Genomic DNA, 24,210 nt, shown 5'->3' with positions numbered 1-24,210 from the left:
CATGCCCATGCTCACGATGGCTCAGGCCCTCAACACCGCGCTACGGGACTCTCTGGCTGCGGACGACAACGTTGTCGTCTTCGGTGAGGACGTCGGCACCCTGGGCGGCGTTTTCCGCGTCACCGACGGCCTCACCCGCGACTTCGGCGACGACCGATGCTTCGACACTCCCCTCGCCGAGTCCGGCATCATCGGATTCGCAATCGGCATGGCCATGGCTGGTTTTCGTCCGGTCGTGGAAATGCAGTTCGACGCGTTTGCCTATCCGGCATTCGAGCAGATCGCCTCCCACGTCGCAAAGATCCGCAACCGTACCAAGGGTGCACTGTCGATTCCGATAGTCATCCGTGTTCCTTTTGCCGGCGGTATCGGCGGGGTGGAGCATCACTGTGATTCCAGCGAGGGCTACTACGCACACACGCCCGGCCTGAAGGTCGTGGCGCCATCCACGGTGGAAGATGCGTACTCACTGCTACGTTCGGCGATCGAGGACCCCGACCCGGTGATCTTCCTCGAACCCAAGAAGCTGTACTTCTCGCGAGCCGATGTCGAACTGACCGCACGGGAGCCGATCGGGCGCGCCGTCGTCCGGCGCCCCGGTCGTGACGCGACGCTCATTGCCTACGGTCCGTCCGTGGAGGTTGCACTGAAGTCCGCCGAGGCTGCTGCGGCCGAGGGCCGCGACATCGAGGTGATCGACATCCGGTCGATAGTGCCGTTCGACGACGAGACGGTCACCGCGTCGGTGCGAAAGACCGGACGCTGCATCGTCATCCAGGAAGCGCAGGGCTTTGCCGGTGTTGGTGCGGAAATTGCTGCTCGCGTGCAGGAGCGATGCTTCCACCATCTCCACGCTCCGGTGCTCAGGGTCAGCGGATTCGACATCCCCTACCCCGCGCCGAAGCTCGAGCGTCACCACCTGCCCAGCGTCGACCGTGTCCTGGACGCCGTCGACCGTCTGCAGTGGAACGACGCCCCGGACACCCGTTGGGCGGTGACGGCATGAGCAATCAGGTATTCATGCTCCCCGACCTGGGTGAAGGTCTGGCCGAGGCCGATATTGCGGAGTGGCACGTCAAGGTCGGCGACGTGGTCACCATCGATCAGATCGTCGTCGAGGTCGAGACCGCGAAAGCTGCTGTGGACGTGCCTATCCCGTTCGCCGGGACCGTCGTCGAATTACATGGCAAGGACGGCGACACCTTGAAGGTGGGCACGCCGTTGATCACTGTGAGTGGTGGCGGCAGTGTCGACGCGGTCGTTTCGGCCAACCACGAGCGTTACCGTGAAGAGGAACGCGCGGGTTCGGGCAATGTCCTGATCGGCTACGGCACCAGTGAGGATGCACCGAGACGCCGACGTCGGACTCCTTCGGCGGTACGCGTGATCTCACCAATCGTTCGTAAACTGGCCTTTGACAACGATATCGACCTCTCCTTGCTCTCCGGATCCGGTGCCGGCGGGGTGATAACGCGCGCTGACGTCGAGGCCGGGTCGAACACCGGCCCGGAGACGGAAACGTCGCACGTGAGCGACCAACGCATCCCGATCAAGGGGCTTCGCAAGGTGGTGGCCGACAAGCTGTCCACCAGCCGCCGTGAGATCCCTGACGCGACAACCTGGGTCGACGTCGACGCCACCGAACTGTTGGCGGCGCGAGCCGAGATCAACAAGTCACTGCCCGATTCCGACAAGATAAGCCTGATGGCGCTGCTGGCTCGGCTGACCACCGCGGCGTTGGCGCAGTACCCCGAACTGAACTCGTCGGTCGATACTGCTCGAGGCGAGATCGTTCGACACGCCCGCACGCACCTGGGAATCGCCGCACAGACACCGAAGGGATTGATGGTGCCGGTCATTCGCAATGCCGACACCTTGAGCACTGTCGAACTCGCACAAGCACTTCGGGTAACCACCGACCTTGCCCGCGACGGCAAACTCGAACCCGCCCGCCTGACCGGCGGCACGTTCACGCTCAACAACTACGGGGTATTCGGGGTTGACGGATCGACTCCGATCATCAATCACCCCGAGGCGGCAATTCTGGGGATCGGGCGCATCATCGACAAGCCGTGGGTGGTGAACGGCGAGTTGACCGTCCGTAAGGTCACTCAGATCTCGTTGAGCTTCGACCACCGCGTCTGTGACGGAGGCGAAGCCGGCGGATTCCTGAGGCTGTTCGGTGACTACATCGAGAACCCGATCCGCGTCCTGGGAAGGCTCTGATGACCAAGGCTCCGATGACAACTGCAGAACCCCACAGCGACGTCGTGATCCTCGGTGGAGGATCGGGCGGCTATGCCTGCGCCATCCGCGCCGCCCAACTCGGATTGTCGGTCACGCTGATCGAGGCGGACAAGGTCGGCGGAACGTGTCTGCACCGCGGATGCATCCCGACCAAGGCGCTGCTGCATTCCGCCGAGGTCGCCGACTCGGCACGCACCAGTGAGCAATTCGGAGTCCGGGCATCTTTTGACGGCATCGACATCGCGCAGGTGCACGACTACAAGAACGGAACAGTCGAGCGGCTGTACAGCGGTCTGCAAGGTTTGTTGGCGCAACACAAGATCACTATTGTCAACGGTTACGGAACGTACGTCGGTGGGCGAAGCATCGACGTCGACGGAACCCGCTATACCGGAACATCACTCGTTCTGGCCACCGGTTCGTATCCGCGGGAACTGCCCGGCATAGAACTCGGCCGCCGGATCCTCACCAGTGACCAGGCGCTCGAACTCGACCGGGTGCCCACCAGCGCGACAGTGCTCGGTGGCGGTGTCATCGGCGTCGAGTTCGCGAGCCTCTGGCGCTCGTTCGGTGCCGAAGTCACGATCGTCGAGGCACTCCCCCGACTGATCGCCGCCGAGGACCCGTGGTCGTCGAAGCAGCTGGAGCGGGCTTACCGGAAACGCGGAATCGTCTGTAAGACAGACACAAAGATCGTTTCCGCGAAAGAAGCAGCCGATTCGGTCCGCATCGAACTAGGCGACGGAACGATATCCGATACCGAACTACTGTTGGTCGCCGTCGGCCGCGGACCCCGCACGGACGGTAACGGTTTCGAAGAAAACGGAATCAGCCTCGACAAGGGATTTGTCGTCACCGACGAACGCCTCCGTACGTCCGTGGACGGTGCGTACGCGGTCGGCGACATCGTGCCCGGTCTTGCGTTGGCGCACCGAGGTTTCCAACAAGGAATCTTTGTGGCTGAACAGATCGCCGGGAAGGATCCGATACCGGTCGCCGAACACTTGATTCCTCGCGTGACGTACTCACATCCCGAAGTTGCATCAGTCGGACTCGGCGAAGAGGCGGCGCGCACGCAGTACGGTGACGTCTCCACCGTCGTCTACGACCTGTCGGGTAACGGCAAGAGTCAGATCCTGCGAACCACCGGGGGAATCAAAGTGATTCGCAGCGGAACCAGAGGTCCCGTCGTCGGCGTCCACCTGGTAGGCGACCGGGTTGGTGAACTGATCGGTGAGGCGCAGTTGGCCGTCGCCTGGGAAGCACTTCCCGATGAGGTGGGGCGTTTCATCCACGCACACCCCAGCCAGAACGAGGCGTTGGGCGAGGCCATGCTCGCACTCGCGGGATCACCACTGCACGCGCACCGCTGAACCATGACCAGAAGAGGATCTGCAATGAGCATCGACGACGAACTGCGCTGGGACGGTGAACTGACCGTTACCCGACATGATCGGGAGACCGGCACGACCTTTGTGATCCGAATCGACTCCACCCGTTTGGGACCGGCGTCGGGTGGCACGCGGGCGGCGCATTACCCCTCGATCGGTCACGCGCTGGCGGACGCCGGGAAGTTGTCCGGCGCAATGACTTTGAAGATGGCGGTCTCCGACCTGCCGATGGGTGGCGGGAAGTCGGTGATAGCACTGCCCGCACCGCGCAATCGGATCGACTCGGCGACTTGGTCTCGTATCCTCGACATTCACGCGGAGAACATCGACAAGCTCGAGGGAAACTACTGGACCGGTCCTGACGTCAACACCAACTCTTCCGACATGGATCAGCTCAGTCGCACCACCAAGTACGTCTTCGGGCGTTCGGTCGACAATGGTGGCGCCGGTTCCAGCGCGCACGCCACGGCTCTGGGCGTGTTCGAAGCGATGAAGGCCACGGCGCGTCGTCGTGGACTCGGAACACTCGACGGCCGAAAGGTGCTGGTTCAGGGGCTCGGCGCCGTCGGCGGAGATGTTGTGCGTCTCGCGGCGCAGGCTGGGGCACGCCTGCTTGTTGCCGATACGGACCCGCAGCGCCTCGAGGCGGCTTCTCTTGCGGGGCACACGATCGTTCCTGCGGACGAGGTACTTCGAACGTCGTGTGACCTCTTTGCTCCCTGTGCGATGGGAGGCATCATCGATTCCGCTGCTGCTGCGTCGATTCCGACTCTGGCCGTGGCGGGCGCAGCAAACAACATCTTGACCGATGCCGCTGCGGGCGAGGTTCTGCGGAGCCGCGGGGTTCTCTGTGCCCCTGATTTCGTCGCGAACGCAGGCGGAGCCTTTCACCTCGTGGGGCGAGAAGTCCTGGGGTGGAACGAAGACGATGTCGTCGAACGAACCCGAGGGATCGGTCGAACTCTGGACGAGGTGTATTCGTTGAGCGAGGAACGTGGCATCACTACCGAGGCCGCAGCGCTTCTGCTCGCCCGGACGCGGCTATCCCCCGCATCCACCACCGCCGCCGCCACATCCGCCGCCCCCACTGCAGCTGCCGCCTCCCCCGTCTGAACCGCCACCGTCCGAACCCCCGCTACTTCCGCTGCCGTCGGCACCGATTCCGGCGGCGGAGGCCAAGGCGGGATTGATCATCAGCATCGCCGAACCTGCGAAGAGAGCGGCGGACATCCCCGCCAAGCGTGGGCCGTAGGCGGAGAAGGCAGGCTTGTTGCGCGGGGACAGGTAGGCGTGTGCCGTGGTCAGTTCCGAACATGCCGCACTGCCCGAGGTGGTGCGATCGAAGTTGAGCCCGAGCAGCGGGATGCTGAACCCGGTGGCGAGTACGGCGAGAATCAGAAACTCGACGGGCTTGTCGTTGTGCAGTCCGAAAGCAATGCGGACGATACCCACGGCCACCAGGATCTTCAGCGGAACTGTGGAGAGAAAGATTGAACGCCTGGTGCTGTCGGAGGTCAGGTATCCCCGGTCCGCCAAAGAGTTTCGTAGGCGAGCTGTTTCCACCGTCATGCGCTCGGCGAGTTGCCGCCGACGATGGGGTAGAGCCTGCTGGGCCAGGCGCTGGTACACGGTGAGGGTGTACCAGTCCAGGGTCTCGTCGCCAGGGCCCAACGGGCGCAGGACAGCGCCGTCGGTGGTGATCAGATCAGCGCTACGCAGGATTGCCAATGACGCTGCGATGGCGCGTGACTCGTCTGTCAGCATGCCGACTTCCGGAGGGGTCAGTTGCTCGGCGGAATACCCGTGCCCGGCGGAATACCTGCACCGGCGTGCCCGGATCATCAGACGCCACCCCAGAGTGAGAACCATGAGCGTGGCCGAAACGGCTATGTAGCCGTAGAGGAAATCCTCGCTGGGGATCCCCCAAGTGTCGGCTGCATGCGTGCTCATCCCCCACACCCCCCGCCGCCGCAACTGCTACCGCTGCCGCCACCGCCGTCCGAGCCGGATGAACCGGATGAGGAGCCACAACTGTAGTAGCTCGAACCCCCGCCGCCCGGGCTGTACGCGGCGCCCGCAGCCACCGCTCCCGCCAGCGCGGGATCGATCAGAACCAGAGCTCCCGAACCGAAGAGCGCCGCCGAGAGTCCGGCGAGCGAGGGACCGTAGCTCGAGTACGCGGGCCGCAGTTTCGGTGAGAGGTACGAGTTTTCGTGCTTGAGGCGTCGAAGCTCGCTGTCGCCCAAAGCTGTCCGACGACGCTTGATGCGGAGAAGTGGAATCATCAGCGCGAGAACGATGATGGTGAGGAGCAGAAACCCGACCGGCTTACCGCCGGCGATGCCGGCGACGAGACGGACTACGCCGAGACCAATTACCGCCAGGATCGGAACGGTCCGAAAGGCAGCAGTCAGCCCGTCCTGCGGGCGTTGCAAGTATCCCTCGTCGATCAGCGTCGTACGTAGTTGTGCGAGTGCGACGTTCAGCCGTCCCATCAGACGCACCTGCCGCAGCGGGACCTTTCCGTTGCCGAGTCGCTTGTGCACGGTACGGGTGAACCAGTCGAGACGACTCTTGTCCTCCGCAGTGAGTGCCAGCTTGGTCTTTCCTTCGGTGCTGATCAGTTCGGCGCTGCGCAGAATAGCCATCGACGCCAGAACGGCCTGGTAGTCACTGGTCAAGGCGCCGATCTCGGGAGGAGTGAGCGGCCGACGGACCGAGTCGACGACCACGGGCGACCGGCGCGCAGTCATTCGGCTGTACAGCGAGAGTCCGATCGCGACGGCAGCCGCCACCAGGTACCACTGAAGGAAAGTCTGGCTGGGGATCCCCCACGTGTCGGCTGAGTAGTAGTTGTTCACCGCACTCACCCCCCACAGCTCACGGTGCTCGAGAAGGTCGAGCAACTGGACGGTGAAGACCCGCCGCCGCATCCGGGTGCCCAACCGCCGTCGCGACCCGGACCGAAGAGTGCCGCGGCAATACCCGCCGACGTCGCCCCGTAGGTAGCAAACGACGGTTGGAAATTCGGTGTGAGGTAGGAGTATTCGTCCTTCAAGCGACTCAATTCGACCTGGCCGAAACGAGTGCGTCGGCTCAGGCGGAGAAGGGTTACGACAATCAGGGCGAGGCAGACGACCACGAGCGGAAGGTATCCCACCGGGTTCTCGTTCACGACAGTGAATCCGGTCCTGATCGTGCCGACCACGGCGACGACAACGACCGGTACCACGGACAATCGCGTCAAAGTGTGTTCACGATTGCCGTTCAGGTAGCCGGCCTGCACCAGGTCGCTACGAAGCTCCAACAGGGGCAGCGGAAGTGTCGGCACGAGCCGGGAGGGCACGGCAGTTCCACCGGCGTCGTCGATCCGCTGGCGGACGATGCGGGTGAAGCGGTCATGCTGACCCTGGCCGGCAGAATATGCAGCACTCTCGAGTTCTGCCACGGCAGCGCGTACCGCACGCTCGTCGCTGGTCAGTACACCCATCTCCGGTGGTGTGAGTGTGCGCACTGCAGGTGTGGGCTTGCGCATGGCGACGCCTCTGATCACAAGTGCGATCACCACCGCTCCGGTGGCAGCGGCGACGTACCACCCGAGGAAAGCCTGGGTGGAAATTCCCCACGTATTCGTATGATCATGCATCGCACACCACCTCTCGATGAACTCCTGAGAACCAGTCCAGTCTCTTTGTCCGACAACTGATGTCAGTATCGGGCCAGTACCGGGAAAAGCGATATCCGGGTGGCCATCGTCATCATTCCGTTACCGGCGAACTGGGGATTTACCGGCCGGTAGGTCGAAGCACGATCTCCGTGGGGTGTGCGTCGGACGGTGTTTCGACGGCAGTGAGTACGGCACGCGCCACAGTGGAGGCCTTCAGGAAGCGCTCCGGGTCGTATTCGTCGCCCTCGCCGGCGACGATGTTGCGCTGCATGTCGGTGTCGATTCGACCGGGGTGAATGGAGGTGACCCGCAAGGACGGCTCTTCCAGGCGCAGGGCGTCTCCGAACGCGCGCAGGGCGAACTTGCTGGCCGCGTACGAGCCCCAGCCGGCGTTGGCGCGCAGTCCGGCACCCGAATTGATCAGTACGACGTGGCCACCGGCTGCCCTGAGGGCAGGAAGGAGGACACGAGTGAGTTCGGCGACGGCGATGACGTTTGCCTCGAGGGTGCGTCGCCACTGATCGACCGAGGATTCCTCGATGGTTCCGATGTCGGCCACGCCGGCGTTGTGTACCAGCACGTCGAGTGTCGTGATGGACGAGGTAGCGAACGCGACGGCGTCGTAGTCCGTGAGGTCGAGGGGTAGAGGCGTCGATCCGGGTAGTTCCGCGCAGATCGGTTCGAGGGCCTGCGCGGATCGTGCACCGAGCAGCAGGTCGTGTGTCGGCGCCAGTTCGCGTGCGATGGCAGCTCCGAGGCCGCGACTGGAACCGGTGATCAAGGCAGTAGGACGCATGGTCCGAGCCTATCGAGTGTGAATTGTTCGGCTATACGAACTTGTGTATTTGTTTACCCACATATTAGAGTTCGACCATGACGACTCGCGACGCGAAGAACTTCCGCCGCCTGGGAATTGCCGCCCTCGCCGCCCTGCTTCTCTCCAGCTGTTCTGCGGTGAATTCCGGCTCCGACGACGACCGCCCGGTGGTGCTCACCACGTTCACCGTGCTGTCGGACATCGCCCAGAACGTTGCCGGCGATCACCTTCGCGTCGAGTCGATCACCAAGGCAGGGGCGGAAATTCACGGCTACGAGCCGACGCCCGGAGACATTCGGCGGGCGAGCGAAGCCGATCTGATCCTCGACAACGGCATGAACCTCGAGGCGTGGTTCGCGAAATTCGTCAACGGTCTGGACGTGCCACACGTCGTGGTCAGCGACGGCGTCGAAGGCATTCCGATCGCCGGCGACGCCTATGCGGGCAAGCCCAATCCGCATGCATGGATGTCTCCGTTGAATACGCAGATTTACGTCGACAACATGGTGACTGCTTTCAGCGACCTCGACCCGGACAATGCCTCGGCATTTGCGGAGAACGGCGCGAAGTACAAGGCGGAACTGCAAGCAGTTCAGGACGGCCTGGTCAGTGGGCTGGCGGCATTGCCCGCAGGTCAGCGTGCACTCGTCAGTTGCGAGGGTGCGTTCTCCTATCTGGCCAGGGACGCGGGACTCAGCGAGGCCTACATCTGGCCGGTCAATGCCGAGCAGCAGGCGACGCCGCAGCAGATCATCGCCGCGATCGACTTCGTCCGGGCCAATTCCGTTCCCGCCGTCTTCTGCGAGTCGACGGTCTCGGATGCCCCCATGCAGCAGGTTGTCGGGGCGACCGGTGCGAAATTCGGTGGGACGCTGTACGTCGACTCGCTGTCCGAAGCCGACGGTCCCGTGCCCACCTACCTGGACATGATTCGCCACGACACCGACGTCATCCTCGGCGGTCTGACCGGCGGTAAATCATGAACGAAGCCATTCGCGTCGAAAACGTCAGTGTTCACTACGGCGAGGTCCACGCACTGGACCATGTCGATCTGACGTTGAATTCCGGAAGCGTCTGCGGATTGATCGGTATGAACGGTTCAGGAAAGTCGACCCTGTTCAAGGTGATCATGGGAATGATCAAGCCGGACAACGGTTCTGTGAGAATCGCCGGTCTCGACGCAGCCGCTGCGCGCAAGAGCGGGCGCGTCGGATACGTGCCGCAGAGTGAAGACGTCGACTGGACCTTCCCGATCAGTGTCCGTGACGTCGTGATGATGGGTAGGTACGGCCACCTCGGGTTCTTGCGACGTCCGCGGCGTGCAGATCGCGAGGCGGTGGCAGAGGCCCTCGAGCGGGTAGGGCTCACAGAATTTGCGGATCGTCAGATCGGTCAGCTCTCGGGTGGTCAGAAGAAGCGCGCCTTCGTCGCACGCGGTATCGCACAGGACGCGTCGATACTGTTGCTGGACGAGCCTTTTGCCGGCGTCGACAAGCGTTCCGAGGCAACGATTTCGACGCTGCTACGAGAGTTGGCTTCCGACGGCCGATCGATCTTGGTCTCGACTCACGACCTCCACGCCGTGCCGAAACTCTGCGACGAGGCGGTACTGCTCATGCGCAAGGTTCTGGTGCACGCCGACCCGGACACCGTGCTTCAACCGGAAAACCTCGCCCTGGCTTTCGGTCTCGACGTGATGGACAGGACCTGATCGATGAACCTCGTAGAACTGCTACTTGATCCTCTCCAGTACGGATTCATGGTGCGCGCGTTGGCCGTTGCGGTTGTGGCCGCGGTTGTCTGCGCCGTGCTCAGTTGTTGGTTGGTGCTCATCGGGTGGTCACTGATGGGCGATGCCGTCTCGCACGCTGTCCTGCCCGGTGTTGTCCTCGCCTACGTCGTCGGCGCTCCATTTGCCATCGGGGCCTTGATCTTCGGGCTGATCGCCGTCGCACTGATCGGACTGATCCGTAACACCAGCCGCGTCAAGGAAGACGCCGCGATCGGTATCGTCTTCACGACTCTCTTTGCGTTCGGTTTGGTTCTCATCTCGGTGACCCCCAGCCAGACCGATCTCAACCACATCATTTTCGGCAACCTGCTGGGGGTGAGCTCGTCCGATCTTCTGCAGGTCGCGATACTCGGCGCGTTGGCGTTGAGCATTCTGTTGATCAAGCGTCGCGATCTGACGTTGTTCGCCTTCGACCCGATCCATGCCAACGCGATAGGTCTTTCGCCCAAGCGTCTCGGAGCGCTGCTACTCGGCGTCCTCGCACTCACGTCCGTTGTGGCGCTGCAAGCTGTCGGAGTCGTGCTGGTGGTGGCGATGCTGATCATCCCCGGCGCGACGGCCTACCTTCTCACTGACAAGTTCTCGCGGATGCTGGTGATAGCTCCGGTGGTTTCCGCAATCTGCGCGATTACGGGTATCTACGTCAGCTACTACCTCGACACAGCTTCCGGGGGCATGGTTGTGATGACGCAGGGCATCCTATTCGCCCTGGTGTACCTGTTCAGCCCGTCGCAGGGGGTCATCGCGAAATGGACTTCGCAGCGGAGTAGGGCCCGAGCGGAATACAGCGCCGTGGCTTGACGGGCGGTCTTGATCGTTCGTCCAGTTAACAATCCGCTACCAAATCGGGTAGGTTCGTACGGGCATTCGTCACCACGAACATTCCGGCCGCAACGATGCCGGCTGCAAGACAATCGGTGGTGACGCCTTGAACACCGATGGGCCCTTCGATGACGCAGTTCCGAGCACGACGCACGTGGCTGGTTCTCGGCGTCGTTGTTGCGGTCATCGTCCTCGCCGGATCCGGGCTGCTCAGCCCACGAACCTCGGTTCTGGTGGACGATGTCGCCCAGCTCGTCGGCGGCGCCACTGCGACTGTGGTCTGTTGGTGGACGTCGCGGCGCCATCACGGAGTCGAGCGTCGTTGGCGAACTCTGATGGCTCTCGGTATGGCCGGCTGGACCCTCGGAATGTTCTTCTGGGCGTTCTACCGCTCGGTTCTCCACGTACCACTTCCGTCGCCGTCGATCGCGGACATCGGTTTCTTCATGTTCCCGGTGTTTGCCGTACCGGCGCTTCTGTCGCTGGTACGTGAGTCTCCCCGGCGTGAGGCGATCGGCCCGATCCATCTCTGGCTCGTGCTGACGCTCGACGGTCTTGTCGTTGTCGGTGGATTGTTCATCCTCACGTGGACGACCGCCCTGGGCGCCGTCGTTCATACCGGTCCGACGGGATCTCTCGGGTTTCTTGTCGCGGTGATGTATCCGATCACCGACTTCGTTCTGATCGCGATGGTCTTGCTGATGGTCATCGGGCCGAAGGCCGTTGCCGAGATCCGCGAACCGCTGACGTTCCTCGGGTGCGGGTTGGTGATGCTCTCCCTTTCGGACAGTTTGTACGCGTACTTGGTCGCGATCGGCGCCGAGAGTATGCCGACCATCGCCGATGCCGGGTTCATCGCGGGGCCGCCTTTGATCGCCTTGGCGGCGCTGACGAAGCGAACCGAGCCTCGGAACCGCGACGCGCCACAGCAGTGGCGAAGTGATCGGACTCAGTTGCTGCTGCCGTATCTGTTGATCGCGGTGATCGCGACGATCGTGACTGTTCAGGCACTGATCGTCGGCAACCTCGATGCCGTGGTCGTGATACTCGGCGTCGGCGTGCTGGTTCTCGCGCTGGTGCGCCAGATACTCACGCTCCTCGAGAACGACGCGCTCCTCCAACAGATCTCCGCTGCGCAGGACGAGCTCCGGTACCGAGCGCATCACGACCCACTCACCGAGCTCGCCAACCGGGCCGCATTCGACGAACACTTCGCGAGCGCCATCGAGAACTATCGCCTCACGAACTCCGATTGGGTGCTGATGCTTGTCGATCTGGACGACTTCAAACAGGTCAACGATCGTTACGGGCACCCGGCCGGTGACCGGTTGCTGGTTGCCCTCACGGCGCGTCTGCGTGAAGCGGTTCCCGAGAGTGCATTTGTCGCTCGATTCGGCGGCGACGAATTCACGGTGCTTCTGCAGGGCCCGATCGACGACGCCGTCGTCGTAGCCCACCGGATCGTCGACGCGCTCAGTTCTGATCAGACTGCAGACACATCGGTGTCGGTAGGTGCGAGCGTTGGTGTCGCGCAGTTCGAGTTAGCCGACGAGCCGCTGAGTGCACACGCTCTTCTCCGCCGAGCCGATGCGGCGATGTACGAGGCGAAGAGAAGCGGAAAGGGCGCTGTTGTCGTCTACTGCGATCGCCGCGAAGACTAGCGCCGTAAGAGTGCGAAGATCGTTGCCGGTGAACCCGATCCGGCCTTGTTGATCGCGCCACCGACAAGGATGCTCGCCCCGGTGGTTGGCAGGGCGGCAAGATTGTTCAAGTTCTCCAGGCTGATTCGATGCTTGTCGTACAGGAGCGTCGAGACGGGGTAGGTCTCGTCGTTTCCGAGGTCGGGACCGAAGGTGTCGGTTCCCAATGCTCCGCGGGTGCCCAAGCGTCCGGTGTCTATCAGCCACCGCGCCGCGTCCACCGAGAAGCCGGGTTGGTGGGTGACACCCTCGGCATCGGCGTTGGCATATTCTTCGCTACCCCAGCGCGATTCCCAACCGGTCCAGAGAACCACGGCCGCTCCATCGGGGATCTTGCCGTTGCGCGTTTCCCACTCCTGAAGGTCCGCGACCGTGAGCGCATAGTCCGAATCGGCGGCAGCCTTGTCCCGGATGTCGATCTTCACTGCGGGAAGGAAGAGGTCGGCCGGATCGAGTTGGTCGGCTGTGAGTCCACCTTCCTGAAAGTGCGCGGGTGCGCCCCAATGTGTGCCCGTGTGTTCACCCTCCTTGACGTACTGGAGGTAGTAGCCGTCGTCTGCGATGGTTGCCGCTGTGTCGAGAGTGAACGCGGGATCGCCGGGAAAAATCGGCGTGGTCGCGGGGTCGTTCACGTGGGAGAGCGAAACGACTTGCAACAGCTCATCCAACGGGGTTGTTGCGTCTTGGCTGCTTCCGGAACTGCTACCCATGTCGATCACCTGAGGCCCCGCTACCAGCGCCAGGCCTGTGGCTGCGCGCTGAAGTAACTGTCGTCGTTTCATCGATCCCCCGCCAATTTGCCCGAATTGAGAGTGTTGCAATCACTTTCGCTCCTTGAACACTAGGCTGCTGCGGACCATGACGACCACTCCACATCGCGGACGGCTATCACCTGTCCGTGCGGTCGGTGATCTACGTACTGCGGATACTTTGCGGCCAAAGCGTCGATTGCGTTCTCGGACTCCTTGGTGCCGGGGCCGAGGACCTCCGCGCGTCCGTCGACGCGGACCCACCAGAGCGCGGACCAGTTGTCGTCGTAATGATCGACGAGCAGGCTCGCACGCCCTGTCTCGGTGATGTTCCGGAGCCTGCGAAGTGCGGTGGTGGTCTTCGGTTTGTGGTCGACGCAGGAATAGACGGTGTCGCCGACCAAAACGAATACCAGCGGCACGATGTGCGGAACGCCGGCCGCATCTGCCGTTGCCAGGTGAGCCACCCGCGCGGCTTCAAATCGTGCTCTCGGGTCGTCCATATTCACAGCGTAAGGGGATCAAGGCTTGCCGCGAGCCGCTGCTGACGGAACAGTGGTCTCATGGAACCGGATGAAGCGCTTCGGGAGATCGCCTACTGGCTCGAACGATCACGCGCTGAAACGCACCGCGTCAAGGCCTATCGCCGAGCTGCGGAGGTCTTTGCTGGATTGTCCGACGAGCAGAAGGAGTCTCGCCGGAAGGCCGACAGTTGGAAGGCTCTCACCGGCATCGGGCCCAAGACGGCAATGATCATCGCCCAGTCGTACGACGGCGTCCCCGAGTATCTCGAGGAACTGCGGGGGCAGGCCGAGCCCATCGGCGACGGCCCATTGCGCCAAGCGCTGCGCGGCGATCTCCACACACACTCCGACTGGTCCGACGGCGGAAGCCCCATCGAAGAGATGATGCGACGCGCAGCAGCACTCGGCCACGACTACTGCGCCCTCACCGATCATTCGCCTCGCCTCACTGTTGCCAACGGGCTGTCCGCGGAGCGCCTACGTTCTCAACTCGACGTGATAGCCGGGTTGAATGCCGAACTGGCTCCCTTCCGCATCCTCACGGGAATCGAGGTGGACATCCTCGAGGACGGTTCACTCGACCAGGATCCCGATCTACTCGACGAACTCGACATCGTGGTGGCGAGCGTGCACTCGAAGCTGCGGTCCGAACGCGAGGCGATGACCCGCAGAATGCTTGCTGCAGTGCGAAATCCGCGTGTCGATATTCTCGGGCATTGCACCGGGCGTCTTGTCGAGGGTGCTCGCGGAACCCGGCCCGAGTCGCAGTTCGACGCGGAGAAAGTGTTCGAGGCCTGCCGAGAATCAGGGACCGCCGTCGAGATCAACTCCCGACCGGAGCGTCGTGACCCGCCTTCGCGTTTGATCGAGTTGGCCCGCGATCTCGATTGTCTTTTCTCCATCGATACCGACGCCCATGCCCCCGGTCAGCTGGCTTGGCAGGGCTACGGCTGTGACCGGGCCGAAAAGTGCGGCGTCGAAGCGGATCGGGTGATCAATACGTGGACCGCCGAAAATCTTCTGGAGTGGGCGGGCAATTGAGAGCACGCCGGAATGGGTCACCGAGGCGTTTGCTCGGTGACCTCCGGGTTCAGCGTCGTGTGGTGGAGCGGCGGGGTTTCTGGTCGGGGTCGATGCCTGGCGGTGGGATGAACCAGGGCAGGTGATCAGCGCCTACCTGGATTTCCCATTGTCCGGTGAATCCGGGTTTTCGGTGCATCAGGGTGTGGTGGGTTCGGCAGAGCAGGACCAGGTTGTCCATGACGGTTGGTCCTCCTTTGGCCCAGTGTTTGATGTGGTGGGCGTCGGTCCAGGCGGGGACGCAGTCGCAGCCGGGGAAGGCGCATCCTTTGTCGCGGGCGATCAGGGCGGTGCGTTGTGCCGCGGTGACAAGCCTTTTGAGTGGGGTGACGTCGAGGGGGGCACCGTTTTCGTCGAGGAGGACGGCGCCGAGCATGCAGTCGCAGGCGATCATGCGGGTGCGGCCGACGCTCAGTGGTCCCATCCAGGGCATGTGGCCGACATCGAGATCTTGTTTATCGAGATCGTGAATGTCGAGATCCAGCATGCCGGGATCGTTGTCCTCGGACGGGCCAGGTGTTGAGCCATCACCCGTTGTGGCGCATTCACGGTGGTAGGCCAGGTCTTTGGCGTTGATGTGCACGTTCAGGTGCGGGCGTTGGCCGCCGTCGATACCGGTGGCAGCGTTGTCGAGGTAGCGCCGGATCAGCTCTGCCATGGCGTCTGCGTTGCGTGTGGCGGCGGGTCGTTTGTCGGGTGTGCCGTCCTTGGCGGGGGTGGGCATCGAGAGGCTGGAGAGGGCGGAGAGAAGCATCTCGCCAGTCACTCCGTCGAAATCGCCTCGCACGGCCACTCTTCCGTTGAGGGTCGGGGAGATGCACAGTTCGTTGCGATCGGTATCTTCGCTTGGCGGTATGTCGTCGGATTCGAACATGTGCTCGAGGACGCTGATGGCGTAGCGCAGTTTTACGGTGGTTGCTTCGACGCCGGATGCTGCGGCGAGGAGTGTGTCGCGGCAGTACGGTAGCGCGGCGTCGGGCATTGTTTTGGGTGGGGATTCGCAGAACGCCACGATCAGTGCTGCGTGCTCGAAAGTGAGGTCGCCGGCATCGAATTGGTCTTCGATCTCGGGGAATGACCGTAGGGCTTTTCCTAGGGTTGCGATTCTTCTGCCGGTGGAGATTTGCAGCATGGTGTGGTTCGCGAGCCATTGTCCGGTGCCGCGGTAGCAGAGTACTTGTTCGTCCGGGTTCAACGTCAGGGTGTCGACCGCGGCCACTCGAATGGCTTCCAGGCGAAGGATTTCCGCTGACGCGGTGATGGCGATCTCGCGGACGTCGCTGGGGTGCAGCCGCCACAATCGTCCGCGCACACCCACAGCGGAGCTGTTGACCACGGCAGTGACAGCGTCGTCGGTGATGTCGATCGTCATGAGAACCCCCCGTTCCATCTCCCATCATACTCGAACATACTTTCGAGTCAAGGACGTTTTCGAGAAGGTGCGGTGGGCCCGGCCGTCGTGATTCTGTTGTTCGAGAGCATATTCCGTCGCTAGAGCATCAGCGCCGGATCTGTAGTCAGTTCGATGTTCAGCCACGGTTCGTAGGGGAGATCGGCGAGGCTGGTGGCGAACGAGCGTCGTACTGCGTCTTCACCGTCGATGTCCCAGCTGTGTGGCGCGACCATGAACGTCGCTTCGATATACAGCTTGCGACCCACCTTGCTCATGGTGAGAGTCGGTTCTTCCAAGCCGAATTCGTCGCGGACGGCGGTGATGGCCTCGTGCACGCGGGCCTGAACGATTTCGCCGGGAGCACCTTCGAGGAGTTCGATCAGTGCGGTTCGCAGAAGTGCGTACGGTTGCGGGACCAACAACGCGCAGCCGAGGAGGACCAAGACGGAGTCGACATATCGGTCGGCGTCGGAGAAATCGGTGCGGCCCAGGATCATTGCGACGACAGCACCGACTGCGACCAGCGCGCTGAAGGCAGCCGACGCTCCCCATTGCCTGGCTTCGGCGACGAGCAGATCAGATGTGCGGTCGACTTGTCCGACGTAGCGCCAGATGATGATCGACACCACTGCGCTGACAGCGCCGTATGCCACCAGCGATCCCGCGGTGACGTCGGCCCCGCCCGCGAGGATGACACGAACTGCCTCGACTGCGGCGTAGGCGAGCGTCGCCAGTAGCGCCATGCCCTGGACAGCGATGACTACCGGGATCAATGCCTCCTTACCGAACGGGAAGCGTGCGGTGGGGCCCGAGTCGGCTATCCGCGAGACCCGCAGCGACAGCGCCGTCAACACCATTCCGATGAGGGCGTACACACCGTCGAGCAGGATCACCTGGGACTGCGAGATCCAGCCCCAGAATGCGGCGAGCACAGCCAACGCCGTTGCGACCACGAGGGAGTACCGCAGGGCCTTGCGTTCGCGGGTAGCGCTGTCTTCCTTGGTGCCCATGAAATCCAAACCGCCTGTCCGTTTCGATATTCCTTCACGTAGGAATACCAGCAACGACGCGCAGGCACGGCATCAGTGGACCAATTGTGCTGCCAGATCCAGAAAGTCCTCGGCGTTGATGTCGAACTCGTCGGAGAATGACACATCGGGATTGCCCCTGGCTCCGAATTCGAGTGGTCGGGCTATGAAGGCTGTGCGGAACCCGAGAGCTTTGGCCGCCCGGATGTCATATTTGTGGCTGGCAACCATCATGATCTCGGCCGGGTCGAACCCGAGGTATCGAGCAGCCAGGTGGTAGATCTTCGGATCTGGTTTGAAGACACCGGCCATTTCGGCGGTGAAGACGGCATGCCATGGCAGATTTCCGTGCCGGGAGATGCTGACTGCGGCATTCACATCGGCGTTGGACAAGGCAGCGATTGTGTACTGCTGGCGCAGGGTTGTCAGGCCTGCGACGGTGTCCGGCCACGGGTCCAGGAATTTCCAGGCGGTGGTGAGTTCTTCCTGTTCGGCATCGGAAAGTTCGATGCTCTCGCGGGCCAACAGCTTGCGCAGAGCCTCGCGGTACACCGAATGTACTGTCACCCATTCGCCTGTGGCGTCGCCGGCCTCGGAGGTGTTCGCGAAGTACTCAGCGCGCCAGAGATTGACGAATCTTGGCCAGTCGACGTCGGCGTCGGTGATCCGACGGGCCTCTCGGCACAGGGTGCTGTGAAAATCGGTCGCTGTGCCCTGGACGTCGAACAGCAGTGCTTTGATCTTCTCGCGCACAAGCCCTCCACTTCGAGATCGCCTGACGGTGTTGCCACATTATCGCGGTTACGGCGCCCGATTCGTGCTCGATGAGCGCAAAGGCGCCACGCGTCGCAAAATAGACATCTATGGCCGACCGCGGATTTACCCCGACTCAGCTCGCCGCCCGAGCTGCCTACCTGCTGCGCGGAAACGACCTGGGCACGATGACCAGCGCTGCCCCGAAGCTGTATCCCCACATGTGGAGCTGGGACGCCGCGTTCGTCGCGGTAGGTTTGGCGCCGCTCAGCGTCGAACGGGCGGTAGTAGAGCTCGATACCTTGCTCTCGGCTCAGTGGAAGAACGGAATGATTCCGCACATCGTGTTCGCGAACGGTGTCGACGGCTACTTCCCCGGCCCGACGCGTTGGGATGTCAATGCGTTGGCAGCGCATGCTCCTTTGGGTACAGCTACATCGGGAATCACCCAACCCCCCGTTCACGCGATTGCGGTGCAGCGGATTCTCGATCATTCGCGTCGGCACGGACGTACGACGCGTGCGGTCGCGGAAGAGTTCCTCGACCGGCGCTGGAGTGATCTGGTTCGGTGGCACCGCTGGTTGGCGGAGGCCCGCGATCTCGACGGCAACGGCCGCATCGCGCTCTATCACGGGTGGGAATCGGGGATGGACAATTCTCCGCGATGGGATCTGGCGTACGCGAATGTTGTTGCGGGACAAGTGCCTGCGTATCAGCGCGCTGATCTCGCTGTGGTGACCGACTTGTCTCAGCGACCCACGGATCACGAATACGACCGCTACCTTTGGCTTCTCGAAGAGATGAAGGCCGTGAGGTACGAGGATTCTCAACTCGCCACTGCCATGAGTTTTGCCGTGGAGGACGTGTTTGTCAGTGCGGTTTTCTCGATGGCATGTGACGTTTTGGCAACTATCGGTGAGGAGCATTCGCGACCAAACTCCGACGTCCGTGATCTGCGCGGTTGGGCAGATCGATTCCGGCAGGGCGTAATTGCCACCACCGATGAACGATCGGGTGCAGCAAAGGATTTCGATCTTCGCACCGGACGATGGGTTCATACCGAGACCATCGCGATGTTTGCGCCGTTGCTGTGCGGCGGCCTGAGTCGTGATGCCGAGCGCGCGCTGTTGCGTACTTTCGAGGGGCCCAAATTCTGTGGTCACCCGGACATGCGATTTGCCGTCCCACCGTCGACGTCTCCGGTTTCCGGCGATTTCCGTCCTCGGGAGTATTGGCGCGGCCCGGTGTGGCCGGTGATCACGTGGTTGTTCTCGTGGGCGTTCGCGCGTCGGGGGTGGGCCGAGCGATCGCACGTCTTGCGTTCGGAGGGGTTGCGGCAGGCCAGTGACGGCAGCTTTGCCGAGTACTACGAGCCTTTCACCGGTGAGCCGCTGGGCAGTATGCAACAGTCGTGGACCGCGGCGGCCGTTCTCGATTGGCTCGGTTGAGTGAACATTCCCTGAATTAGCGGACAAAACGGACTAGTCGACCTTACTCTCGGGAAATGGTCGAGCGACGGATCGTCAGGACACTGGGCAAGCTCACCCCGATCGCGATGGCAGCTGCCATCGCGATCACGGCACCTGGCCTCGCCGCTGCCGACGCTCCCCGCGGCCCGGACGTCTCGTCGTGGCAGCACGTGGACGGAACCGGAATCGACTGGTTCCAGGTCAAGGCGTCAGGGCACGAGTTCGCGATGGTCAAGGCCACCGAGTCGCTCAACTACGTCAATCCGTACTTCATCCAGGATTGCCTGGTCATGCGGGCTGCCGGCGTCTCGCGCGGGGCCTACCACTACGCAGATGTTCGCCAGTCCCCCGAAGCCCAGGCTGCCTTCTATTCGGCGATCGTCCTGGGTATCAACGGACCTGGTGACCTCCCGCCCGTTCTGGATCTAGAGGATGCGAAGGGACTTCCCGCCGGTCAGGTCATCGACTGGACTCATCGCTACCTGAATACAGTCCAGGCACTCACCGGGCGGCAGCCCATCATTTACACGTATCCCAACTTCTGGCGCACTCAGATGGCCAACACCACCGAGTTCAACCACTACCCGCTGTGGATCGCCGATTACAACGGGCAGAACGCTCCGGGCCCGCTGCCCGGCGGTTGGTCCAACTGGACCTTCTGGCAGTACACCAGCACCGGACGCATCCCCGGGATCACCGGAAACACCGATATCAACGTTTACAGCGGGGCGCAGGGCGATTTCGATCGCTACGCCAACAGTGTGGGGTTCGGCAGCAGCTAGTTTGCGGCGGGGGCCCTTGGCTCCGTGGTGCCCGGTTCGGGCCCTTTCGCCCTCGATGCATTTTGCCTCGAGGCACGCGGAAGGGCCCTTTTTGGCACTCTTGTGACGCTTGGCTGGTTAGTCCGGTTGTTGCTCGCCAGTTACGAGAATTCTGCCGAGTGGTAGCCACAGTCGCTGAACTTTCGACTAGCTGAGCAGGATCAGAAGATAGCTATGGCAGAAAATGAGCAGGACCGCTCCAATTGAAAAGCTACAAAACGGACTTGAAGTTGGGTCTGGCTCGAAGGCGCCCGCTCGGTTTCGGTCGAAGATGGCACCTCGCAATCCGATTATCGGAGCCCCGGAGTACTTCGTTACCGGCAGCCGTCGCCGGGTGTGGTCTGGATCAATTCGAAAAATTTCGACGTGCTCGCACGGGTGATCGGCCTCCATTCAGTACGGAGTTTCCGCTCATGGTTCGAGGCGCTGTGGCGCATCCAACAGGCGTTATCCATATTGGGCATTTGTCCAGATTCCTTGTCGCCCTCGAAGTTGGTCGTCACCCGATCTGGTCAGCGGAAACGCCGAATGCCATCGCGTTCGGAGCGGTGCCGTACTCCGAGGGCTGAATTGTCCGCTTGAACAACGCTGCTCCTCGAAGCTTGTCCGATCTACGAACAAAAACGTCGATCGGTCTGCTTTGTCTGACTTTCGATGGGCAAGCTCCCGGTTATCTGTTATCTTGATCGAGATAACTGGAAGGTTGCTCTCGATTTGCACGGATTTCGAGGACCAAGGTCCTGTTCAGGGCGGCTCTTCCAACACGCAGGTGTTTCCGAAGAGGAGCTCGAATGACAGGACCGGCAACAGCGTCCGGTGTGAGGTCGATCAGCCGAAAACAGGCGGATCGACCCGAATCAACCGATCAATCGGGAGTTCGCGCCAGCGCTCTCGCATCTCCGTCCACCGAACATCGATCAGGCACATCCTGGGGAGTAAGAAATGCCTAACGACATACCGCCGACAAGGTCGGCCCTATTCACCGCAGGGCTCCCGCCCTGGGTGCGAGCGTGGACGGTGGTGTGGACCGCCATCGCGATGATTCTCGGCCTCTCCGGCGCGACGGCAGTAGCTGCATCAGCGCAGCCGGCCGCAACGCTCGGCGGTCCCGTTCAGGCTCAGACGCCGGCTCGTGCTGCTGTCCTGCCGGACGAACAGCCCGCAAAGGGCTGTGCCTTCAGCGCCCCTAACACCGGCCCTTTCTCGCAGAACATCTGTTGGATCGACATGTCGGCGCTCAACGAAGCCGCGGCTACATCCGCGGCCGGGCAGTCGATGGAAATCCAGCTCACCGAGGGCTACAAGATCAACTTCAAGGCTTTCCTCACCGACTCGGTAGCAGGAAAGACGCATCAGGGGGTCGAAGCGAAGGCACTCCCCACGTTGAGTTACTCAGCGCTGGGAACGTCCGCCTACACGGGTGTGCCGTCGACGATCAAGCCCGCGATCTACCAGAAGTCCTCCGTGAATGGACAATCCGGCGGGACGGTGTCGCTCAAGAACATCGTGATGACCGGGCCCAATGGCACGGTGTACAACTACGGTCTCGTAGCAGCCGATGCGGAGTCGACTGACGCAAACACGTCAACCGACAAAGAGTTCCTCACCTTCAATTCGGACAAGCCGCTGCGACAAATCGCGCGCACAGTTGGTGTTGACGAACCTGGCTATCCCGGAATTCGCGCTTGTGACGGTGGGCTGACGGCTATGCCCGCCACCACCGTCCGATGCGATTCTTGGAACCTGGTCAACAACCAGGAGTATTCGCCGGGCACTTTGGTTGTTGCATCGACCGCTCCAACCAACTTCGCGGCGACGTTCGGTAATACCGTTCTGGCGACCTCTCGTCAGGGTCTGGCTTTCGGTGTCCTGCTCTCGAAGGTCAAGATCGACAAGGACCTCACGCGCGTCACCCCCGGTGACGATTTCACTATCGGCATGAGCACCGGCCACCACGCAAACGCGGGTGCTGCTGCAGCGACCGAGATCAAGAGCACCACGACCGGCGCTACAGATACGACGGCATCGACTGGCTGGCGTACGCTCCTCGCAGATACGACACCTACTCCTGTCACGTTCTGGGAGAAGCCAACTACCTCGGCGACCAAGACCGCGAACTATGCGACGTCATGGGATTGCCAGGTAAACGGTGTGACCCAGGCGCTCAGGGTCGGGGACGTTGCGCAGGCAGCACTCACACCGGGCGACAACGTGTACTGCAAGGTCAAGAACACTCCGGTTCTCGTGAAGAAGTCGTCGTCACCACCTACCGGTGAGACGGTCAATATCGGCCAAACAATCACCTACACTCTGAATTTCGAGAATCCCGGCACTGCGCCGGCAACGATCGACTACACGGACTTCCTTGCCGACGTCATTGATGACGGAACGGTTGCGGTCGGTGCTGCTACAGGCGGACTCACCGCTGCATTGGACGGCGCCGACAAAATCAAAGTCGGCGGCACATTGCCAGCCGGCGGCAAAGGGACTGTCACCTACACCGTCACGGTCAAAGACGGTGGCAACAAAGTCCTGAACAACTACCTCGTTCCGGGGACGACAACTCCTCCCACAACATGCGATCCTGCAACCAATCTCTGCACGACGCATCCCATGCCCGGGTTCACAGTCGCGAAGACCGCTGTGCCCGCGACAGGTTCGACGGTTCAGGCCGGCGATACCATTACGTACACGGTCACCGGTGCTAACACCGGCAAGACGGCCCTAACTCCCGCGACGATCAAAGACGATCTGAGTGCGGTTCTCAACAATGCTGCTGTCGTTCCGGGCTCGCTGAAGGCGACCGTCGACGGTGCTGCTGTCGCTGCTCCGACCCTGTCGGGCAGCATTTTGTCGTGGTCCGCCAATCTCCAGGCTGGTAAGTCTGTTGTTCTGACCTACCAGGTGAAGGTCAATGCCGGCGTTGCCGCGGGCACGGTTCTGAACAACAAGGTCACCGGTACTGCGAAGCCACCCACCGGTCCGGACATCACTCCTCCTACGGTGGAGACGAATCACTCGGTTCCCGGCTTCAAACTGGAGAAGACTGCTGATCCGATTTCCGGTTCGACGGTTCAGGCCGGCGAGTCGATCAAGTACACCGTCACCGGAACCAACACCGGCAAGACGAACCTTGATCCGGTAAAGATCAACGATGATCTGGGTGCGGTTCTCAACAATGCTGCTGTCGTTCCCGGTTCGCTGAAGGCGACCGTCGACGGTGCTCCTGTCGCCGCCCCGACGCTGTCGGGCACCACGCTCTCCTGGACCGGACTTCTCGAAGCCGGTAAGTCCGTTGTTCTGACCTATGAGGTGAAGGTCAACGACGGCGTTGCCGCGGGCACAGTCTTGAACAACAAGGTCACGGGTACTGCGAAGCCGCCGACCGGTCCGGAGATCACTCCTCCTTCGGTGGAGACGAATCACTCGGTTCCGGGATTCACGGTCGCGAAGACAGCGGATCCGGCGCCGGGTACCGGCGTCAATGCTGGTCAGACGATCACGTACACGGTGACGGGTGCGAACACCGGTAAGACGACGCTCAATCCGGTGGTGTTGACCGATGATCTGTCGAAGGTTCTCGACAACGCGACGCTCGTGGCCGGTTCGCTGAAGGCGACGGTCGATGGTGCTCCTGCCGCTGTTCCGACTCTGTCGGGGACCATGCTCTCGTGGACCGGTGCACTCGAGGCGGGTAAGTCGGTTGTTCTGACCTATCAGGTGAAGGTCAACGACGGTGTTGCCGGCGGGGTTCTGGTCAGCAACAAGGTCACGGGTACTGCGAAGCCGCCGACCGGTCCGGAGATCACTCCTCCGCCGGTGACGACCGAGCATCCGGTGGTGTCTCCGAAGATTGCTGTGGTGAAGTCCTCTGATCCGGTGTCGGGTTCGAATGTTGTTGCCGGTCAGGACATCAAGTACACGCTCACGTTCACGAACACCGGTAACGGTGCGGGT

Annotated in this window: 21 protein-coding genes; 12 read left to right on the top strand and 9 right to left on the bottom strand. The window is 62.1% G+C overall.

The genetic code is table 11. From position 1 onward, the window contains the following. Position 1 precedes the first annotated feature (1 nt). The 4 genes from ABX74_RS18290 to ABX74_RS18275 are packed head-to-tail and all read left to right on the top strand — an operon-like array spanning position 2 to position 4,751. On the top strand, positions 2–1,006 hold the full coding sequence (locus ABX74_RS18290; RefSeq protein ID WP_019746166.1) for an alpha-ketoacid dehydrogenase subunit beta: 1,005 nt from the start codon (positions 2–4) through the stop codon (positions 1,004–1,006). After that, positions 1,003–2,226, top strand: coding sequence for a dihydrolipoamide acetyltransferase family protein (locus tag ABX74_RS18285; RefSeq protein ID WP_047889399.1), 1,224 nt, complete (start codon positions 1,003–1,005; stop codon positions 2,224–2,226). The genes ABX74_RS18290 and ABX74_RS18285 overlap by 4 nt, the downstream gene beginning before the upstream one ends. Next, positions 2,226–3,620, top strand: coding sequence for a dihydrolipoyl dehydrogenase (lpdA, locus tag ABX74_RS18280; RefSeq protein ID WP_223257956.1), 1,395 nt, complete (start codon positions 2,226–2,228; stop codon positions 3,618–3,620). Before ABX74_RS18285 ends, lpdA begins: the two co-directional genes overlap by 1 nt. A 24-nt stretch (positions 3,621–3,644) precedes the next feature. Next, complete coding sequence (locus ABX74_RS18275) at positions 3,645–4,751, top strand: Glu/Leu/Phe/Val dehydrogenase family protein (RefSeq protein ID WP_047889390.1); 1,107 nt, start codon at positions 3,645–3,647, stop codon at positions 4,749–4,751. Here ABX74_RS18275 and ABX74_RS18270 read toward each other — a convergent pair. The 4 genes from ABX74_RS18270 to ABX74_RS18255 all read right to left on the bottom strand — a co-directional run bounded on the left by ABX74_RS18270 (position 4,680) and on the right by ABX74_RS18255 (position 8,101). Continuing rightward, entirely contained in the window at positions 4,680–5,588 is a 909-nt protein-coding gene (locus ABX74_RS18270) for a TIGR04222 domain-containing membrane protein (RefSeq protein WP_047889389.1), read from the bottom strand. The genes ABX74_RS18275 and ABX74_RS18270 overlap by 72 nt on opposite strands. Continuing rightward, on the bottom strand, positions 5,585–6,571 hold the full coding sequence (locus ABX74_RS18265) for a TIGR04222 domain-containing membrane protein (RefSeq protein WP_223257955.1): 987 nt from the start codon (positions 6,569–6,571) through the stop codon (positions 5,585–5,587). Before ABX74_RS18265 ends, ABX74_RS18270 begins: the two co-directional genes overlap by 4 nt. Beyond that, positions 6,505–7,284, bottom strand: coding sequence for a TIGR04222 domain-containing membrane protein (locus tag ABX74_RS18260; protein WP_047889388.1), 780 nt, complete (start codon positions 7,282–7,284; stop codon positions 6,505–6,507). The genes ABX74_RS18265 and ABX74_RS18260 overlap by 67 nt, the downstream gene beginning before the upstream one ends. Positions 7,285–7,423: 139 nt before the next feature. After that, positions 7,424–8,101 (bottom strand): SDR family oxidoreductase, encoded by a 678-nt coding sequence (locus tag ABX74_RS18255; protein ID WP_047889387.1) that lies wholly within the window; start codon positions 8,099–8,101, stop codon positions 7,424–7,426. A gap of 77 nt (positions 8,102–8,178) precedes the next feature. Here ABX74_RS18255 and ABX74_RS18250 point away from each other — a divergent pair, with 77 nt between their 5' ends. From ABX74_RS18250 to ABX74_RS18235, 4 genes are all read left to right on the top strand, one after another. Continuing rightward, positions 8,179–9,105 (top strand): metal ABC transporter substrate-binding protein, encoded by a 927-nt coding sequence (locus ABX74_RS18250; RefSeq protein ID WP_019746158.1) that lies wholly within the window; start codon positions 8,179–8,181, stop codon positions 9,103–9,105. Further along, entirely contained in the window at positions 9,102–9,833 is a 732-nt protein-coding gene (locus ABX74_RS18245; RefSeq protein WP_047889386.1) for a metal ABC transporter ATP-binding protein, read from the top strand. Before ABX74_RS18250 ends, ABX74_RS18245 begins: the two co-directional genes overlap by 4 nt. 3 nt (positions 9,834–9,836) lie before the next feature. After that, a complete protein-coding gene (locus ABX74_RS18240) occupies positions 9,837–10,715 on the top strand; it encodes a metal ABC transporter permease (protein WP_029256783.1) in 879 nt (292 codons plus the stop codon). Between the two features lie 149 nt (positions 10,716–10,864). Then, entirely contained in the window at positions 10,865–12,397 is a 1,533-nt protein-coding gene (locus tag ABX74_RS18235) for a GGDEF domain-containing protein (protein ID WP_047889397.1), read from the top strand. On the opposite strand, the gene ABX74_RS18230 is transcribed toward ABX74_RS18235, so the two are convergent. Then, positions 12,394–13,146 (bottom strand): cyclase family protein, encoded by a 753-nt coding sequence (locus tag ABX74_RS18230; protein ID WP_189637344.1) that lies wholly within the window; start codon positions 13,144–13,146, stop codon positions 12,394–12,396. The genes ABX74_RS18235 and ABX74_RS18230 overlap by 4 nt on opposite strands. Positions 13,147–13,277: 131 nt before the next feature. Next, positions 13,278–13,688, bottom strand: a complete 411-nt coding sequence (locus ABX74_RS18225; RefSeq protein WP_021342256.1) for a TIGR03668 family PPOX class F420-dependent oxidoreductase — start codon at positions 13,686–13,688, stop codon at positions 13,278–13,280. Positions 13,689–13,748: 60 nt separating this feature from the next. Between ABX74_RS18225 and ABX74_RS18220 the strand changes: the two genes are divergently transcribed. Continuing rightward, complete coding sequence (locus tag ABX74_RS18220) at positions 13,749–14,750, top strand: PHP domain-containing protein (protein WP_019746152.1); 1,002 nt, start codon at positions 13,749–13,751, stop codon at positions 14,748–14,750. Between the two features lie 49 nt (positions 14,751–14,799). On the opposite strand, the gene ABX74_RS18215 is transcribed toward ABX74_RS18220, so the two are convergent. The 3 genes from ABX74_RS18215 to ABX74_RS18205 form a co-directional block, all read right to left on the bottom strand. Beyond that, complete coding sequence (locus ABX74_RS18215; protein ID WP_047889396.1) at positions 14,800–16,161, bottom strand: HNH endonuclease signature motif containing protein; 1,362 nt, start codon at positions 16,159–16,161, stop codon at positions 14,800–14,802. A 119-nt stretch (positions 16,162–16,280) separates the two neighbouring features. Beyond that, on the bottom strand, positions 16,281–17,192 hold the full coding sequence (locus ABX74_RS18210) for a cation transporter (protein WP_047889385.1): 912 nt from the start codon (positions 17,190–17,192) through the stop codon (positions 16,281–16,283). Between the two features lie 72 nt (positions 17,193–17,264). Further along, positions 17,265–17,963 carry a haloacid dehalogenase type II gene (locus ABX74_RS18205; RefSeq protein ID WP_046379692.1) on the bottom strand — a complete coding sequence of 233 codons (699 nt, stop codon included), beginning with the start codon at positions 17,961–17,963 and terminating at the stop codon, positions 17,265–17,267. A 110-nt stretch (positions 17,964–18,073) separates the two neighbouring features. On the opposite strand from ABX74_RS18205, the gene ggh reads away from it, so the two are divergent. The 3 genes from ggh to ABX74_RS18185 all read left to right on the top strand — a co-directional run. Next, positions 18,074–19,411 carry a glucosylglycerate hydrolase gene (gene ggh / locus ABX74_RS18200; protein WP_019746148.1) on the top strand — a complete coding sequence of 446 codons (1,338 nt, stop codon included), beginning with the start codon at positions 18,074–18,076 and terminating at the stop codon, positions 19,409–19,411. Positions 19,412–19,518: 107 nt separating this feature from the next. Continuing rightward, the gene (locus ABX74_RS18195) at positions 19,519–20,214 is read left to right on the top strand and encodes a glycoside hydrolase family 25 protein (RefSeq protein WP_370334015.1); all 696 of its coding nucleotides are present in this window, start codon (positions 19,519–19,521) and stop codon (positions 20,212–20,214) included. A 981-nt stretch (positions 20,215–21,195) separates the two neighbouring features. Next, a partial coding sequence (locus tag ABX74_RS18185) for an isopeptide-forming domain-containing fimbrial protein (protein ID WP_223257954.1) occupies positions 21,196–24,210 on the top strand: 3,015 nt, incomplete at its 3' end.

This window comes from Rhodococcus sp. ARP2 (assembly GCF_001029585.1).
GTDB classification, from domain to species: domain Bacteria; phylum Actinomycetota; class Actinomycetes; order Mycobacteriales; family Mycobacteriaceae; genus Rhodococcus_F; species Rhodococcus_F erythropolis.
This window is presented reverse-complemented; position numbering and strand designations above follow the sequence as displayed.

What these genes read in the sequence shown, in the direction of transcription:
- ABX74_RS18290 (WP_019746166.1), top strand. Translation starts at nt 2, where the DNA reads ATGCCCATGCTCACGATGGCTCAGGCCCTCAACACCGCGCTACGGGAC.
- ABX74_RS18285 (WP_047889399.1), top strand. Translation starts at nt 1,003, where the DNA reads ATGAGCAATCAGGTATTCATGCTCCCCGACCTGGGTGAAGGTCTGGCC.
- lpdA (WP_223257956.1), top strand. Translation starts at nt 2,226, where the DNA reads ATGACCAAGGCTCCGATGACAACTGCAGAACCCCACAGCGACGTCGTG.
- ABX74_RS18275 (WP_047889390.1), top strand. Translation starts at nt 3,645, where the DNA reads ATGAGCATCGACGACGAACTGCGCTGGGACGGTGAACTGACCGTTACC.
- ABX74_RS18270 (WP_047889389.1), bottom strand. Translation starts at nt 5,588, where the DNA reads ATGAGCACGCATGCAGCCGACACTTGGGGGATCCCCAGCGAGGATTTC.
- ABX74_RS18265 (WP_223257955.1), bottom strand. Translation starts at nt 6,571, where the DNA reads ATGCGGCGGCGGGTCTTCACCGTCCAGTTGCTCGACCTTCTCGAGCAC.
- ABX74_RS18260 (WP_047889388.1), bottom strand. Translation starts at nt 7,284, where the DNA reads ATGCATGATCATACGAATACGTGGGGAATTTCCACCCAGGCTTTCCTC.
- ABX74_RS18255 (WP_047889387.1), bottom strand. Translation starts at nt 8,101, where the DNA reads ATGCGTCCTACTGCCTTGATCACCGGTTCCAGTCGCGGCCTCGGAGCT.
- ABX74_RS18250 (WP_019746158.1), top strand. Translation starts at nt 8,179, where the DNA reads ATGACGACTCGCGACGCGAAGAACTTCCGCCGCCTGGGAATTGCCGCC.
- ABX74_RS18245 (WP_047889386.1), top strand. Translation starts at nt 9,102, where the DNA reads ATGAACGAAGCCATTCGCGTCGAAAACGTCAGTGTTCACTACGGCGAG.
- ABX74_RS18240 (WP_029256783.1), top strand. Translation starts at nt 9,837, where the DNA reads ATGAACCTCGTAGAACTGCTACTTGATCCTCTCCAGTACGGATTCATG.
- ABX74_RS18235 (WP_047889397.1), top strand. Translation starts at nt 10,865, where the DNA reads ATGACGCAGTTCCGAGCACGACGCACGTGGCTGGTTCTCGGCGTCGTT.
- ABX74_RS18230 (WP_189637344.1), bottom strand. Translation starts at nt 13,146, where the DNA reads ATGGGTAGCAGTTCCGGAAGCAGCCAAGACGCAACAACCCCGTTGGAT.
- ABX74_RS18225 (WP_021342256.1), bottom strand. Translation starts at nt 13,688, where the DNA reads ATGGACGACCCGAGAGCACGATTTGAAGCCGCGCGGGTGGCTCACCTG.
- ABX74_RS18220 (WP_019746152.1), top strand. Translation starts at nt 13,749, where the DNA reads ATGGAACCGGATGAAGCGCTTCGGGAGATCGCCTACTGGCTCGAACGA.
- ABX74_RS18215 (WP_047889396.1), bottom strand. Translation starts at nt 16,161, where the DNA reads ATGACGATCGACATCACCGACGACGCTGTCACTGCCGTGGTCAACAGC.
- ABX74_RS18210 (WP_047889385.1), bottom strand. Translation starts at nt 17,192, where the DNA reads ATGGGCACCAAGGAAGACAGCGCTACCCGCGAACGCAAGGCCCTGCGG.
- ggh (WP_019746148.1), top strand. Translation starts at nt 18,074, where the DNA reads ATGGCCGACCGCGGATTTACCCCGACTCAGCTCGCCGCCCGAGCTGCC.
- ABX74_RS18195 (WP_370334015.1), top strand. Translation starts at nt 19,519, where the DNA reads ATGGCAGCTGCCATCGCGATCACGGCACCTGGCCTCGCCGCTGCCGAC.